Origin of the sequence: Streptomyces sp. NPDC056883, assembly GCF_042788835.1 — a bacterium.
In the GTDB taxonomy this organism is placed as follows: Bacteria; Actinomycetota; Actinomycetes; order Streptomycetales; family Streptomycetaceae; genus Streptomyces; species Streptomyces stoeckheimensis.
Genome location: NZ_JBHUBS010000009.1, coordinates 96542 through 110033, shown reverse-complemented (window position 1 = coordinate 110033; position 13492 = coordinate 96542). Strand labels below are relative to the sequence as shown.

Sequence of the window (13492 nt, the reverse complement as noted above, 5' to 3'; positions counted from 1 at the left end):
CTTCTATCGAAGGACGGGGGGTGCGGGCCGGCGGTCGTAGCGCCTCTGGTTCTCGCCGAGCATCCGGAGCAGCTCGGCCGATCCGCCCGCGCGGGGGGCCGTGCGCGCGCTCCGCGGAGGCAGGGGCATCCGGCCGGTGTCGGCCCAGGTGAGCCGCCCCTCGGGGGTGAAGGCGGTCCGGGTCCGCCCGGCGTTGTCCGGGTGGAGGCAGTACGGCAGGTCCAGCACACCGGTACGGAACGCGGTGACCAGGGCGTCACCGATGTCATGACGCAGCCCGCGGACCGCATCGATCAGGGCGCGTGCCTCCAGGTAGGTCTCGCTGTCCGCGCCGTACTCGTCGTACTCGCCGTTCTCGTCGCGGTGCTCCGTACGGGCGACGCGAGCGGCCTGCTGCCCGAAGCGGGCCGCGTGCTCGGCTGCGAGTTCCAGCGCCTCGACGTTCTCCGCGACCGTGGGGATGCGCGAGGATTCGACGGCGGTCTTGACGATCAGCCGGTGCGCGCCGGCCGACATGGCCAGTTCCACGCTGTCGCGGGAGATCGCCGCAGCGCCCTCGGGAGTACTGGGGAAGAGCCCCATGAACGTGTAGACGACGATGTGGGTGTCCAGGCCGGGCAGGAACTCGCCGACGAGTCGGCGCAGTGCCCGGATGGCCTCGAGGTCCTGCCCGGCGTGCACCTGCTGGGCGTAGCTCAGCGAGATGCTGCGCAGACCGTGCTGCCGGAAGAAGAGCCCCTCCAGGACGCTGAGCGCGACCGTCAGCGAGGGCGGGCACAACTGGCCCAGCATGCAGCCGGCGAAGCTCTCCAGGTGTCCGGGCCTGCCGTCGCCGGGGCCCGGCGCGAGGATCTCGCAGCACTCGGCCCAGGCCTCGACGGCCTTGGCGAGCGGAACTCGGCTGTAGGGCAGGCAGTAGGAGACCGGGCCGCCCTCGGTGGCGTCCAGTCCCGCGTCCAGCAGGGTCCTGAAGATCTTCAGGGGCTGGGCGGATCCGTGCCGTACCTGGACGGGTACGCGGGTGCCGACGGCCTCGGCGACCATGTCGCGGGTGTCGGCGGCTCCGTGCAGTACGAGGGGATAGCCGTTCAGGTCGTGGCCGTCGCGGAGGGCGAGGTCGGCGGCCGCGTGATCGCCGACCCTGGTGTAGCTGTCCAGGGTGAGGGTGGCGACGGTGTCGGCCCGTGCGCCGGCGACGGCCCGCAGACCGTCACGCATGCGGGGGATGGTGCCGAAGCCCATGCGGGGCTGGACCACGAGCCGGCCCTGCGCGTGGTGCTCGGCCACGTAGGCGGAGAAGGCGGTGGGCGCCGGTGAGGTCGTCACGCCGCGACCAGGGCGTCGAGGTGCTCGAGGTGCCGGACGAACTCCGGAATCGCGTCGTCACCGACGAAGACCCCGGAGAATCCCTGGTCGAGCAGGTCGGCGATGTAGTCGGCGTTCCCGTCTCCCCGAGTGCCCAACTTGCCGCCGATGACGACCGGAAGTCCGGGAAGGTGCTCGTGCACGGCGCGGACGTACGAACCACCCTGCTGGTGGCCGTGACCGTTGACGCTGCTGATGACGATCAGGTCGGGACGCTCGCTGAGGGCTTCCTGCACCAGCAGTGATTCCGGCACACAGGCACCGAGATTGACGGTCTGATGACCGAGTTCCTCCAGCAGGAGCTGGAGATAGACGAGATTCCAGGTGTGTGAATCCGAGGAGACACTGGATATGAGGACTCTCATGGCGTGCTGGGCTCCTGCTGCTCGGTGGCGGTGTTCCTCGACGAGTGGGGGTGGGGGGCGACGGCACGGCATGCGGTCTGTTTGGAGACCGTTTCCCGTTGGCGTTGGAGAGAGCTTCTCCCCCCGTGCATCCCGCGCGTAAGCACTTGCGGCTGGCATGAAACGCCCGGGCCGCATGGTGCCGTTCGCGGACCCCAGAAAGCGCGATCGACCAGCACCTTCGTCCCCTTGGCACGCACCGGCCAGGACCTAGCTGGCCACGCCCTGACGGCCCGCCCGAGCTGCTCCGAGTCCGCGAAGGCCGCCGTCGGCGGCAACGGCACCGCCAGTCGGCTGCCGTGCGCGGTCAGCCGCTCCGCCCAACGGTTGCGGGGGCGATCAGCTCTGTGGGTGAGCGCCGCGTCTTTTCGACAGCTGGGACCGCCGTGCCCAGCGGGCCAGGGCGCCGACGGCGAGCGAGGTGACGATCGCGCCCCAGTCGATGACGTGGGGAAGCCCCGGGAAGAAGGCGAAGAACGCGAAGGACGCCGCGGTGGCCAGCAGGAAGGCCGCCAGGCCGGCACGGCGGAGCTGGGCTTCCCACGCGGATTCGTCGGGTGAAGGCTGGGTGGTCATGTGCGGCTCACTTCGTGATGTGGTGGCACTGACTGACCCGGCGCACACCGTTGACGCTGAGGTGAGCGCAGGCCTTGCCGTAACGAGGCAGTGTCTGAGGTGCGTTGTCGCGCAGGGGATGGATCTCGCACTCGGTGTGCGTCTTGCCTCGGGACGTGCGGTAGGTCTTGTTGTCGGTGTCCGCGTAGGTGAAGTCGATGCGCCAGTTGCAGAAGCCTGAATTGAGGGCACCTACGAAACCGCAGTCGACGCCGGCGTTCTGGTAGGTGATCTTCTTGCCTTCGCCGCGGATGACGTGAGTGAACATGCAGCCCGTCGGGACCTTCATGGTGACACCGCCGACTTGGTAGTCGAAGCCGGTGACGGGCGTCGAGCCGATGACGCCGGCGTGCGCCTCGGCGGGAGGTAAGACGGCCAGCCCGGCCGTCGTGGCGAGAGTGGCGATGATTCGGGCTGCCAAGAGCTTGCCGATCAGTGTCCCTTCAGGCGGAGTGTGTCTGCCGGAAGGGAACGCTCGTCGTCGACTTGCAGTTCTGCTCCGGGAGGCACTCCACTACGAAGAGTGATCAGCAGATTGGCTTGCTGACTACCCGTAACCGCCGACCTGTCTAAGCCCCTTGGCACGGCAGAGCCCGGACTCCTGGTCGTGGGCGAGGAGTCCGGGCTGGACGTGTGTGGGTGGGTCAGGGGCGGCGGGTGGGGAGTTGGGAGGCCGGGATTAGGGCCAGGGTGAGGAGGAGGGCTGCGAGGGCGTATGTGGTGCGGAAGCCCGTTGGGGTCGTGCCCGTCTCGGTCAGGGTGATCGAGAGGAGGGCGGTGCCGACCGACGCGCCGATCTGGGAGTTGATGCTGAGGAGGGTGCTTGCGGCGGTCAGGTGGGCCCTGGGGAGGTCTCGGCTTGCGGTGGTCATCGTCGGCATCATGACCATCCCGGCTCCGATGCCCATGACGATCGAAGCGGTGACGAACCGCCAGGGTGCCGCCTCCGCGGACCCGGCCTGGAGTGCGGTCAGGGCCATGCCCAGTGCGCCCACCGCGATCCCGGCCCGGATCAGCCGGCGCGGGGAGACCTTGTCCACGCGGCGCGAGGCGATCTGCATGACCAGTCCGACGGTGAGTCCGGCCGGTGCGCCCAGCAGCCCGGCCGCCGTCGCGGTCATGCCGCGGCCCTGCTGCCAGTACATCGGTCCGAGCAGCATGGATCCGAAGTAGCCGCAGGTGAAGAGGGTGAGCGTGGTGATGCCCGCCCGGAAGGTGCGGTCGCGGAGGAGTTTCAGGTCGAGGAGGGGCTCGCGGGCGGTCACGGACCGGCGGGCGAAGGTGGCCACGAGTGCGGCGCCGGCCAGGGTGGGGAGCAGGGCGTCGGGGGCGGTGAAGGTGCCGCCTTCCCCGCCGCGGGCCAGGCCGTAGAGGAGCAGGGCGAGGCCCGGGGAGAGCATCAGCAGGCCGGGTACGTCCAGCCGGGGCGGGGAGGCCGCGGAGCCCGGCGCGTCGGAGCGCAGCAGTTTCGCGGCGAGGAACAGGGCGACCGCCCCGACGGGCAGGTTGACCAGGAAGATCCACTGCCAGGACGCCGAGTCGACCAGCCAGCCGCCCAGCACCGGACCGGCCACCGGCCCGACGATGATGGGCAGCCCGAGCAGGGCCATCACCCGCCCGAGCCGGGCCGGGTCCGCGGTGCGCATCACCATGGCCATGCCGACGGGCATGAGCAGCCCGCCGCCGAGGCCCTGTACCGCGCGGAAGGCGATCAGGCTCCCGGCGCTCCAGGCGCACGCGGCGAGCAGCGATCCGAGCGAGAAGAGGGTGAGGGCGCCCAGATAGGTGCGCTTGGCGCCGAAGCGGCCCATCGCCCAGGCCGAGGCCGGGATGACGGCGGCGAGCGCGAGCGAGTACGCGCTGGCGGCCCACTGGATCGTCGCCAGGGGGGCGTGGAAGGCCTCGGAGAGGCGGTGCAGGGCCACGTTGACGATCGTCATGTCGAGCACCGACATGACCGAGCCGACGATGACGACGCCCGCGGTGCGGCGTAGCAGCGCTGCGGATGCCGGGGAGGGGGCAGGGGTGACGGCAGGGGCCTCGGGGGCAGGGGCGTCGGGGGCGGGGGTCTCGGTGGTGTGTGCGCCGATCGCCCGGTTCGTCGTACGCATCCTCGTGCCGCCCCTCAGCCCTGGTACGGGTGGCTCGCGCGGGCGGCGCGCAGAGCGCGTCCCCACCAGGTCAGCTGGCCGAGCATGCCCTTGAGCGCGCCCTCGGCCACGGCGGTGTCGCGCGGGACGCCGTCCGTGCCGAGCCCGGACCAAGGCCCGTGCAGGCTGACGGAGTCGCGCACGGTCACGGAGTGCAGCTCGGCGAAGACCAGCCGGAGCTGCTCGACGGCGCGCAGGCCGCCGCCGAGGCCGCCGTAGGAGACGAAGCCGGCCGGCTTGGCCTGCCATTCCTCGCGGTGCCAGTCGATGAGGTTCTTCAGTACGGCCGGGAAGCTGTGGTTGTACTCGGGGGTGACGATGACGAAGGCGTCGGCGGCGGCCAGCCGCGGGCTGACCTCCGCGAGGGCGGCGGCCGCCTGCGGGCTCGGCGAACCGCCCCAGCCGGGCATGGCCAGCGGCAGGTCGACGTCGGCGAGGTCGATGAGGTCGAGGTCCAGGCCGCCGACGGCGCCCGCGGCGCCGAGGAACCAGTCGGCGACGGCGGGGCCCTGCCGGCCCTCGCGGACGCTGCCGAGGATGACGGCGACGCGCAGCGGCGCGTCCGTCCGGGGGGTGGTGGGACCGGAAGTGGCGGCGGACATGGCAGGTTCCCCTCGTTGGCGGTGCGGCCGCCCGTGCGGCTGCTCCTCCGGTAAACTACAACGACCGTTGTAAAAAGTGCAACGGTCGTTGTACTTCTCGTGTGGAGGCGAAATGAGCACCGGCACCGGCGCGGGCACCGGCACCCATGACAAGAAGCTGGAGAAGCGGATCGCCATCGCGAGCGCGTCCTGCGGGGTCTTCGGCCGCGAGGGCTACTCCCGCGCCTCGGTCGACGCGCTCGCCGCAGCGGCCGGCGTCTCGACGCGCACGCTCTACAACCACTTCCCGGGCGGCAAGGCGATGCTCTTCGCCACCGTCGTCACCTGGACCTCGGGGCAGGTGCGCGACGCCCAGATCGCCCAGATCGAAGCCGTCCTGAACCCCGAACGCCCGCCCCGCCCCGAGGACCTGGAGCGGGACCTGGTCGCCTTCGCCCAGCGGGTCATCGGGCTCATGACCGACTACGCCGACCACTTCGCGCTGGTCCGCCACATCCACGCCGAAGCCGACCACGTGCCCCCGGAGGTGCTGGAAGCCTGGACGAACGCCGGCCCCGGCCCGGTGTCCCGCGCGCTCGCGGACGCGATGGCGGGCCTCGAGGCCGCCGGGCTGATCGATGTGCACGGCGACGCGATGCTGGCGGCCGCCCACTTCATGGCGCTGACCTCGCACTCCATCGTGCAGCTCTCCTACTACGGGGTCCTGCCCCTCCCCAAGGACCGGACCGACCACTTGATCGCAGGCGGCGTCGCCGCCTTCCTCCGGGCCTACCGGGTGGGCTGAACGGCTCCGGTCGCCCGGCCCCCGGGCCGGGGCTACGTTGGACGGGTGAGCACGACACGGTTGCGCAGGGCGGCTGTGGGAGCGGCCGCAGTGGGGCTCCTGATGGTGCCCGTGGGGGCCGGTGCCGGGTACGCCGTGGACGTGCCGACACCACCGGCGGCGAGCAGTACGGCCGTATCCGATGAGTTTCCGCAGCTCACCCCCGCCGTGGCGCGGCAGTTGGACGACGCCATCCGGAAGGTGATGGACGAGGCCAAGATCCCCGGGGTCCAAGTGGCCCTGTCGGCGCCGGGCAAGGGGACGTACCTACGGGCCTTCGGCGTGGCCGACAAGGCCACCGGTGCGCCCATGACCGACGGCCTCAACATGCGGATCGGCAGCGAGACCAAGACCTTCACCGTGACCGCGATGCTGAAGCTGGTCGACGAGGGGAAGATCGGGCTGGACGACCCCATCGGCAAGTACGTCGACGGCGTGCCCAACGGCGACCGGATCACCCTGCGCGAGCTGGCGGGCATGCGCAGCGGACTGTTCAACTACTCGGCCGACGAGGACTTCTTCAAGGCGCTGACCAGCGATCCCCGTAGGCCCTTCACCCCGCAGGAACTGCTCGCCTACTCCTTCAAGCACCCGGTGCTCTTCGAGCCGAACGCGAAGTTCTACTACTGCAACACCAACCTGATCCTCATCGGGCTCGTCGTGGAGAAGATCAGCGGGCAGACGCTCGCCGACTACATCACCGAGGAGGTCGTCGAGCCCGCCGGGCTGAAGCACACCCTCTTCCCGACCGGCGCCGAGTTCCCGACCCCGCACGCGCAGGGCTACACGGACCAGACGGCCTCGGGGAAGACCGAGGACGCGGCCGACTGGAACCCCTCCTGGGGCTGGGCCGCCGGGGCGATGATCTCCGACCTCACGGACCTGCGGCAGTGGGCCAAGGTGCTGGCCACCGGTGAGCTGCTCACCCCCGCCACCCAGGCCGAGCGCCTCGATGTCGTACCGGCCCTGCCGGGCACCGGCTACGGGCTGGGGATCTTCAACGTCCAGGGGTGGATCGGGCACAACGGCTCGCTGCCCGGCTACCAGTCGCTGACCGTCTACAACCCGCAGCAGTCCGAAGCCACCCTGGTCGTGCTGCTCAACACCGACATCTCCGCCGAGGGCGAGGAGCCGAGCACGCTGTTCGGCAAGGCGATCACCGAGATCGTGACCCCGCAGCACGTCTACACGCTGCCGGCCCAGCCCGTCACGGGGAAGGACTGACCATCCGGCGGGCGGCCGCCTCCGCCAGTGCCGGAAGCACCGAATGGTCCGAGTCGAACGGGAGTTGCAGCATCAGGACGTGGTCCCCGCGGCGCAGGACCATGCGGCGGCCCCGCAGGTACGCCTCGTCGGCCGCTCCCGCGCCGACCGGGGTCGCCCGGCGCTTGTGGGTGGCGAGCAGCCGACGGCCCAGGACCTTCGAAGCCGTCTGCAGGAGCAGGAACGCCTCCCCGTCCGCGGTGTCGTAGGTCCGGACTCCGAGGTGGGGGGAGTACTCCGCCTCGCGCAGCTCCGTCCGGAGGATCCGTGCGGCCTCCGCGAGCGGGAGGAACTCCTTCGGGTCGCCCCGCGCGAACAGCGCGGCCACCCCGGCCCACGGGGCCGGCGGCCCGGTGTCCTCGTCCCAGGGGCCGTTCTCGGCTGCGTCCCCGTCCGCGTGCTCGTCCGTGTGCCCGTCCGTGTGCTCGTCCGGCGCGTACCCCGCCGGGAACAGCTCGCCCTGCGGTGAAGGCGTCACCAGCACCACCTCGTAGACGTGCCCGAGCATCGGTCCCCGCAGCACCCGTACGACCGCCCCCTCGCGCAGGGCCCCGTACAGCTCGGGCCGTACGGGCCAGGCCGTGACCGCGGTCCGTCCGCCCGGGTCGAGCGCCAGGTGGTGGAGCCCCTTCCCGGTGCGCAGCCGGACCACCTCGCCCTCGCTCCAGGCCCGCCGGGACAGGTCCAGCAGGGCGGAGGCGAGCAGGAACAGGTACCCGAGCAGCGCGGGGCCGGCGATCAGCACCGGCGGCAGCTGCGCCCACACCACCTGCGGCGGCACCGCCCACTCCCCGGAGATTTGGAGCCCCCCGGTGAAGCCGGCGAAGGCGAGGAGGCCGCCGTACACGTACGCCGCGAGCGGGATCACCGGCCGCCGGCCGGTCCACAGCCAGCGGGACCCCATGAGCACGCCGATCAGCAGGGCCACCTCCGCGACCAGCAGCGCGATGCTCGCGACCGGGAGCCGGATCACGGTCGGCGGATGCGCGTGCCACCAGGCCACCAGCAGCAGCACGATCGATGCCGACCCGATCCGCCGCAGGGCCAGCCGCACGCTCTCCCGCGGCGGGCGCAGGGTGCGGGCCGGGGCCGGGGCGTAGCGCAGCCGGACCTCGTGCCAGCCGCCGCCGTACGTGGACCAGGCGCGGCGCTCGTCGCGCGGGCCGAGCGGGAGCACGGCGAGTGCGGAGCGGGCCACACCGGTGGCGGCGCCGTAGGCGAGGTAGCGGTCCCAGAGGGTCACCGCCGCCGGGGGCAGCCCGGGGAAGGACTCGTCGCGGGCCAGCCACTCCCGTACGCCGAGCCAGTGTGCGCAGGCCTCGACACCGGCGGGCGTCTCGCGCTCCCCGGTGAGGCGGGAGACCAGCAGGGTCCCGAGGAACCACACGACCAGGCCGATGGCCAGGGACATGAACCAGCCGCCGGGGCCGACCAGGGACAGGAACAGGACGGCCGCCAGGGCCGCCGGCAAGGCGGCGGCCAGCGTCAGCCCGGCCTTCAGCCGCGCCGGGTAGCGGTCCCGGGCCAGTCCGCGGGCCCGGGCGTCGGCGGCCACGGCCCGGCCGAAGGCCCGCCACCAGCCCCGGTCCTCGTCCTCGGTGCCCCGGGCCAGGGCGCCGGCGGGCAGCACCCCGCCGGAGGCCAGGGCGGTGACCCGGGCCAGCACCAGGGCCTCGTAGGGGAGCAGGTCCTCGGGGGGCTCCTTCCGGGCCGGCCGGATGCGGACGAGGGTGTGGCGCGGATCGGGGCCCGTCTGCTCCAGGGCGAGGAACCCGCGCGCGGCCAGGTCCAGGAGCGTGGCGCGCGGGGCGCCGCGGCCGGCCTCCCAGCCGCCGGTCAGGAACTCCACCAGCGCGGGCGGCTCGGGCCGCAGCTCCATCGTCGGCCCGTCGGCGGCCACGGACACGGGCCGGTGGGCGACCACCGCCCAGCCGACGGCGGACAGCCACAGCAGGGCGCTCACCAGGGTGGCCGCCGCGACGAACCAGGTCCAGGTCATCTAGAACCGGACCTGGACCGGGTCGGTTTCGCCCTCCGCCGCGCGGAAGAACGCGCGGGCCCGGAAGCCGAGCGGTCCGGCGACCAGCAGGGTCGGGAAGGAGGCCACGGAGGTGTTGTAGGCCAGAACGGCGTCGTTGTAGTACTGCCGGGCGTACGCGGCGCGGTCCTCGGTGGCCGCCAGCTCCCGCTGGAGGGAGTCGAAGTTGCCGCTCGCGCGGAGCGCCGGGTAGGCCTCGGCGAGGGCGAGCAGTCCGGTCAGGCTGGTGCGCAGGACGGCCTCGGCCTGCTCCTTGTCGGCGGGGCCGCTCGCGGCGACGGCCGCCTCGCGGGCTCGGACGACGGCCTCGAAGGTGCCGCGCTCGTGGGCGGCGTAGGCCTTGACGGTCTCGACGAGGTTGGGGATCAGGTCGTAGCGGCGCGTGAGCTGGACGTCGACCTGGGCCCAGGCGTTGTCGACCTGGTTGCGGCGCCGGACGAGTCCGTTGTAGGTGGCGGTCAGCCAGACCGGAACCAGCAGGACGATCACGACGCAGACGATGACGAGCATGCCGAGCGGTGTCATGTGTGGCCCCCCGTTGCCGGGCCGGTTCCCTGCCGGCCCGGCCGTAGCGTAGGGCGGCGGCGCTGGATTGGGACCCCCCGCGCACAAGGGAATCGGCGCGCGGAGACACCCCCTAGGGGGCGGCCTTCTCCGGCGGTGGCGTCCCGTCGGAGGCTTCCGCGCCCAGGAACTCCACCACCGCCAGGGCGAAGAGCAGGGCGAGGGCCAGGCCGAGGACCACCCAGCCGGTGGGGTAGGACCAGAGGACGTAGGCGGCGAGTGCTGCCGCGGTCAGGGCCCAGACGATCCAGGAGCGGTGGCGGCGGACGAACGGCCCCACCGGGCCCGTACGCAGGCCGGCGCGGTCGGCCGTGGTGCGCGCGGCGCCGATGCCCGAGGTCCACAGGCCCCTGAGCAGGCCGGCGCGGCGACCGGGGCCGGTGAGCCAGGCGGACAGGGCGAGGACGAGGCCCAGGGCCACGACCATTCTGATCATGGTGTGGATCAGGTGGGTCAGGGTGTCGTAGACGGCTCCGGCGGCTTCCGGGGAGACCCCCGCGGGCAGCGCGTCGAGGTAGACCACGCGGAAGACCCGGAGCCCGATGCCGAGCAGCGCGGTGGCGGCGGCCACGCCCAGGGCCCCCGCGACCAGGGCCCGGCGCCGCCGCCGCGAGAGCAGGACGCCGCCGGCCACGAGGAGTACGGCGAGTACGGGCAGCCAGTTGCCGGTGATCTGCAGGAGCCGGACGTACGTCTTGACCTTGCCGATCTCGTCGGAGCGGACGAGCGTGAAGTCGGTGTGGATCTCCGGGATGCGCCCGGCGGCCTGCATGCCCTCGTCCACGAGGCGCTGTTTCACGAGGTCGACGACGGGACCGAGGTCGAGGGTGACCGTGTCGCCCTCCAGGCGCACCGCGCCGCCGCCCTTCCCGGTGAGCGCCTTGTCCACCGAGGCGTGGATCTTGCGGTTGGCCTCGGTCCAGATGGTGGCGAAGGCGTCCGAGCCGGTCACCGCCCGCGCCTTGTCGTGCACGAAGCTGCGGACCGCCCCTTCGAGGGAGTCGCCCAGCTTCCCCAGCCCCTTCTCCAGGAGCGGCCGGTCCTCCGGCGCCGTGTCGGACAGCAGGGACGCCAGGTCGATACGGGTCATGAGGGCGTCGGTGACCCGGTTGGCGACGGCGTCCTGGACGGCCGGGTCCGAAGCCAGCGGGGCGACGGTCGCCACGTAGCGGTCGGTGTCGCCCACCTGGTCCGCCGCCCAGGCCGCGACGATTCCGAGGGGCGCGAGCACGCAGCCGAGGACGATCAGCAGGGCGGCCAGGAAGGACTTCGCGCGGTGCCGGGGCGGCCGCGCCGTCCGTTCCGCTTCGAGGGTCGCGACACGGCTGCGGAGTTCCCGGAGCTCCCGTTCAGACCGCTCACCGTCCCGCGCGGCCGATCCTTCGTCCGACACCCTGCCTCCTCATCCGCGGTGATCGCGGTGCGTCCTCGTCAGCCTCGACCGGTGCGGTCCCCCGGGCGACCGGGGTTGGGCCGTCCGGGGGACGGGGATTCGGGGGACGGGGATGCGGGGGGCGACCCGCTGCGGGGCGTTCTCACGTACCTGTTCAGGGGCGGTTCCTCCGCCAGTACCGCGCCGATGGTCACCGCGAAGGCGACCGAGGCGCATAGGGCGATCAGCCACGAGAGCACGACGAGCACGAGGCCGAGGGAGCCGTATTCCCCCATGGCCCGGTCGAGCGCCGGCGGTATGTAGATGCGCGCCGTCAGCCCGAGCACGCTGGTGGCGGCTCCCGCCAGCAGGGCGCCGGGAAGCAGCGCCGACCAGGTGACGCGGTTGGCGAGCAGGAGGTGCTGCGTCCACAGCCAGACGCCCGTGCTCACCAGGAAGAAGAGCGGTGTTCCGACGAGGGGGCCGGCGCCGAAGCCGTCGCGGATCGGGCCCTGCAGCACCAGCACGAGCACCATCACCAGGAGCCACACCACCCAGCGCCAGGCCGAGATCCGGGTCCCGGCCTTGGGCAGCAGCCAGGCACGCTCGCAGACCCGGGCCATCGCCCGGCTGAGGCTGGTGGCCGACACCAGTGCGACCAGCACGCCGACGATGCCGGTGGTCTCGCGCAGGCCGTCGTCGGACGCCCCGTACAGGACCTGTTGCAGCTCCTCGTCGGGTGCGCCGCTGAGTCCGAACATGGTGCGCAGGGAGTCGCGGAGCTGGTCGCGCACGCCCGCCGGGGCGAAGGCCGCGAAGGCGAACAGCAGGGGTACCGAGCCCAGGAAGGCCTGGGCCGCGAGGCGGGTCCCCGAGTCGAGCAGGTTCGCGGACAGCAGCCTGCTCGTGAGCTCGGAGAGGAAGGGGAAGCGCAGCTCCGCACCGGAACGCAGGCCGGCCAGACCGGAACGCAAGCCTTCCAGCCGGGTCTTCCACCGCATTGCGTCTCCTGCCCGGGCCCGTTTCACGAAGTATCGACGGTCTGCCGTCGTGCCGCGATTCGGCGGTTCCCGCGCCGCAGCCACGGCCGGTGCGGGTCGCGACCCGCGCGCGGTTGCAGAATTGGGGAGCGCGACAGGGACGCCACGAGGGAGAGCGATATGAACGGTCGGACGACGCACGACGAGGCCCGCACCCCGGAGGCCGCCGACGGCGGGGGCAAGGTGGTCCTGCGCGAGGCGGGCGAGGCGGATCTGGACACCGCCGCCGAGCTCTTCCGCGGCTACCTGGAGTTCTACGAGGTGGAGGTCGAGGACCCGGAGCGCCCGCGCGCCTTCCTGGCGGAGCGGCTGGCGGGCGGCGACTCCTTCATCCTGCTCGCCGAGGTCCCGGGTGCGGGCACGGTCGGCTTCACGCAGGTCTACCCGATGTTCTCCTCGCTGGCCATGAAGCCCGCCTGGCTGCTGGGCGACCTGTACGTGGCGCCCGAGGGCCGCCGTACGGGCGCGGGCCGCGCGCTGCTGCGCGAGGTGCTGCGCCGGGCGCGGGAGGCCGGGGTCTCGGGCGTGCAGCTGGAGACGGCGTACGACAACCTCGTCGCGCAGGGGCTGTACGAGGCGGAGGGGTTCGTCCGCGAGGAGTTCCACATGTACTTCCACGACCTGACCGTTTCCGCATCGGTCTGAGATCGGCTGAAACATTCCCGCTCCCCGTCGCGTCATTGGGGTGAGACGGACACGAGGGGGAGCCGATGGGGTACGGACGCAGAGATGGGTTCCGTGAGTTCGCGGCGGGCAGATCGGCACATTTGTACCGGTCGGCCTGTCTGCTGACGAGCGGGGACACTCACCTCGCGGAGGATCTCGTACAGGAGACCCTCGGGCGGATGTACCTGCTCTGGGCACGCGTCGCCCGGATCGACAACCCGGCGGCGTACGCGCAAACCGTTCTGGTGCGTGCCTTCCTGACGCACCAGCGCCGCCGGTCGGCGGGGGAGCGTCCGGTCGGGGAGTTCCCCGACGCGGGCGCGCCGACCGGCGGCGATCCCGCGCTGCGGCTGACGCTGCTGGAGGCGCTGGGGCGGCTGGCGCCGAAGGACCGGGCGGTCCTGGTGCTGCGGTACTGGGAGGACCGCAGCGTCGAGGAGACCGCCGACGCGATGAACGTCAGCTCGGCGGCCGTACGGACCCGCAGCTCGCGTGCGCTGACCCGGCTGCGGGAGCAACTGGGCGGCTCGCTGGCGGAGTTCGCGGGGCGCTGAGTCCCCCGCTCGCTCGGGCGCACGCCATTTCCATTC

14 protein-coding genes are annotated in these 13492 nt (G+C 72.3%); 4 read left to right on the top strand and 10 right to left on the bottom strand.

Annotated features, from left to right (window positions below):
• Positions 1 to 3: 3 nt before the first annotated feature.
• The 6 genes from ACFRU2_RS22795 to ACFRU2_RS22770 form a co-directional block, all read right to left on the bottom strand.
• Positions 4 to 1326, bottom strand: a complete 1323-nt coding sequence (locus ACFRU2_RS22795; protein ID WP_382974878.1) for a methylaspartate mutase — start codon at positions 1324 to 1326, stop codon at positions 4 to 6.
• Positions 1323 to 1730 carry a cobalamin B12-binding domain-containing protein gene (locus ACFRU2_RS22790; protein WP_382974876.1) on the bottom strand — a complete coding sequence of 136 codons (408 nt, stop codon included), beginning with the start codon at positions 1728 to 1730 and terminating at the stop codon, positions 1323 to 1325. Before ACFRU2_RS22790 ends, ACFRU2_RS22795 begins: the two co-directional genes overlap by 4 nt.
• 378 nt (positions 1731 to 2108) lie before the next feature.
• Positions 2109 to 2345 carry a hypothetical protein gene (locus ACFRU2_RS22785; RefSeq protein ID WP_382974873.1) on the bottom strand — a complete coding sequence of 79 codons (237 nt, stop codon included), beginning with the start codon at positions 2343 to 2345 and terminating at the stop codon, positions 2109 to 2111.
• A 7-nt stretch (positions 2346 to 2352) separates the two neighbouring features.
• Positions 2353 to 2793 carry a hypothetical protein gene (locus tag ACFRU2_RS22780; protein WP_382975193.1) on the bottom strand — a complete coding sequence of 147 codons (441 nt, stop codon included), beginning with the start codon at positions 2791 to 2793 and terminating at the stop codon, positions 2353 to 2355.
• A gap of 235 nt (positions 2794 to 3028) precedes the next feature.
• Positions 3029 to 4495, bottom strand: coding sequence for a DHA2 family efflux MFS transporter permease subunit (locus tag ACFRU2_RS22775; RefSeq protein ID WP_382974870.1), 1467 nt, complete (start codon positions 4493 to 4495; stop codon positions 3029 to 3031).
• A gap of 14 nt (positions 4496 to 4509) precedes the next feature.
• Positions 4510 to 5136, bottom strand: coding sequence for an NADPH-dependent FMN reductase (locus ACFRU2_RS22770; protein WP_382974867.1), 627 nt, complete (start codon positions 5134 to 5136; stop codon positions 4510 to 4512).
• Between the two features lie 112 nt (positions 5137 to 5248).
• On the opposite strand from ACFRU2_RS22770, the gene ACFRU2_RS22765 reads away from it, so the two are divergent.
• On the top strand, positions 5249 to 5920 hold the full coding sequence (locus ACFRU2_RS22765; protein WP_382974864.1) for a TetR/AcrR family transcriptional regulator: 672 nt from the start codon (positions 5249 to 5251) through the stop codon (positions 5918 to 5920).
• Between the two features lie 102 nt (positions 5921 to 6022).
• The gene (locus tag ACFRU2_RS22760) at positions 6023 to 7183 is read left to right on the top strand and encodes a serine hydrolase domain-containing protein (protein ID WP_382975191.1); all 1161 of its coding nucleotides are present in this window, start codon (positions 6023 to 6025) and stop codon (positions 7181 to 7183) included.
• Here the strand turns inward: ACFRU2_RS22760 and ACFRU2_RS22755 are convergent.
• From ACFRU2_RS22755 to ACFRU2_RS22740, 4 genes are all read right to left on the bottom strand, one after another.
• The gene (locus ACFRU2_RS22755) at positions 7167 to 9221 is read right to left on the bottom strand and encodes a DUF2207 family protein (protein WP_382974861.1); all 2055 of its coding nucleotides are present in this window, start codon (positions 9219 to 9221) and stop codon (positions 7167 to 7169) included. The genes ACFRU2_RS22760 and ACFRU2_RS22755 overlap by 17 nt on opposite strands.
• Entirely contained in the window at positions 9222 to 9785 is a 564-nt protein-coding gene (locus ACFRU2_RS22750; protein ID WP_382974859.1) for a LemA family protein, read from the bottom strand.
• A gap of 112 nt (positions 9786 to 9897) precedes the next feature.
• The gene (locus ACFRU2_RS22745) at positions 9898 to 11217 is read right to left on the bottom strand and encodes an LPXTG cell wall anchor domain-containing protein (RefSeq protein WP_382974856.1); all 1320 of its coding nucleotides are present in this window, start codon (positions 11215 to 11217) and stop codon (positions 9898 to 9900) included.
• A gap of 38 nt (positions 11218 to 11255) precedes the next feature.
• On the bottom strand, positions 11256 to 12197 hold the full coding sequence (locus ACFRU2_RS22740; protein ID WP_382974854.1) for a YhjD/YihY/BrkB family envelope integrity protein: 942 nt from the start codon (positions 12195 to 12197) through the stop codon (positions 11256 to 11258).
• A 159-nt stretch (positions 12198 to 12356) separates the two neighbouring features.
• Here ACFRU2_RS22740 and ACFRU2_RS22735 point away from each other — a divergent pair, with 159 nt between their 5' ends.
• Both ACFRU2_RS22735 and ACFRU2_RS22730 read left to right on the top strand, forming a co-directional pair.
• Positions 12357 to 12881 carry a GNAT family N-acetyltransferase gene (locus ACFRU2_RS22735; RefSeq protein ID WP_382974851.1) on the top strand — a complete coding sequence of 175 codons (525 nt, stop codon included), beginning with the start codon at positions 12357 to 12359 and terminating at the stop codon, positions 12879 to 12881.
• A gap of 65 nt (positions 12882 to 12946) precedes the next feature.
• On the top strand, positions 12947 to 13456 hold the full coding sequence (locus ACFRU2_RS22730) for a SigE family RNA polymerase sigma factor (protein WP_382974848.1): 510 nt from the start codon (positions 12947 to 12949) through the stop codon (positions 13454 to 13456).
• Positions 13457 to 13492: the final 36 nt, after the last annotated feature.

Bases quoted from the DNA above. Each gene is read 5' to 3' on its own strand.
- ACFRU2_RS22755 (WP_382974861.1), bottom strand. From the start codon at position 9,221: ATGACCTGGACCTGGTTCGTCGCGGCGGCCACCCTGGTGAGCGCCCTG.
- ACFRU2_RS22750 (WP_382974859.1), bottom strand. From the start codon at position 9,785: ATGACACCGCTCGGCATGCTCGTCATCGTCTGCGTCGTGATCGTCCTG.
- ACFRU2_RS22760 (WP_382975191.1), top strand. From the start codon at position 6,023: ATGGTGCCCGTGGGGGCCGGTGCCGGGTACGCCGTGGACGTGCCGACA.
- ACFRU2_RS22765 (WP_382974864.1), top strand. From the start codon at position 5,249: ATGAGCACCGGCACCGGCGCGGGCACCGGCACCCATGACAAGAAGCTG.
- ACFRU2_RS22775 (WP_382974870.1), bottom strand. From the start codon at position 4,495: ATGCGTACGACGAACCGGGCGATCGGCGCACACACCACCGAGACCCCC.
- ACFRU2_RS22770 (WP_382974867.1), bottom strand. From the start codon at position 5,136: ATGTCCGCCGCCACTTCCGGTCCCACCACCCCCCGGACGGACGCGCCG.
- ACFRU2_RS22790 (WP_382974876.1), bottom strand. From the start codon at position 1,730: ATGAGAGTCCTCATATCCAGTGTCTCCTCGGATTCACACACCTGGAAT.
- ACFRU2_RS22730 (WP_382974848.1), top strand. From the start codon at position 12,947: ATGGGGTACGGACGCAGAGATGGGTTCCGTGAGTTCGCGGCGGGCAGA.
- ACFRU2_RS22785 (WP_382974873.1), bottom strand. From the start codon at position 2,345: ATGACCACCCAGCCTTCACCCGACGAATCCGCGTGGGAAGCCCAGCTC.
- ACFRU2_RS22740 (WP_382974854.1), bottom strand. From the start codon at position 12,197: ATGCGGTGGAAGACCCGGCTGGAAGGCTTGCGTTCCGGTCTGGCCGGC.
- ACFRU2_RS22735 (WP_382974851.1), top strand. From the start codon at position 12,357: ATGAACGGTCGGACGACGCACGACGAGGCCCGCACCCCGGAGGCCGCC.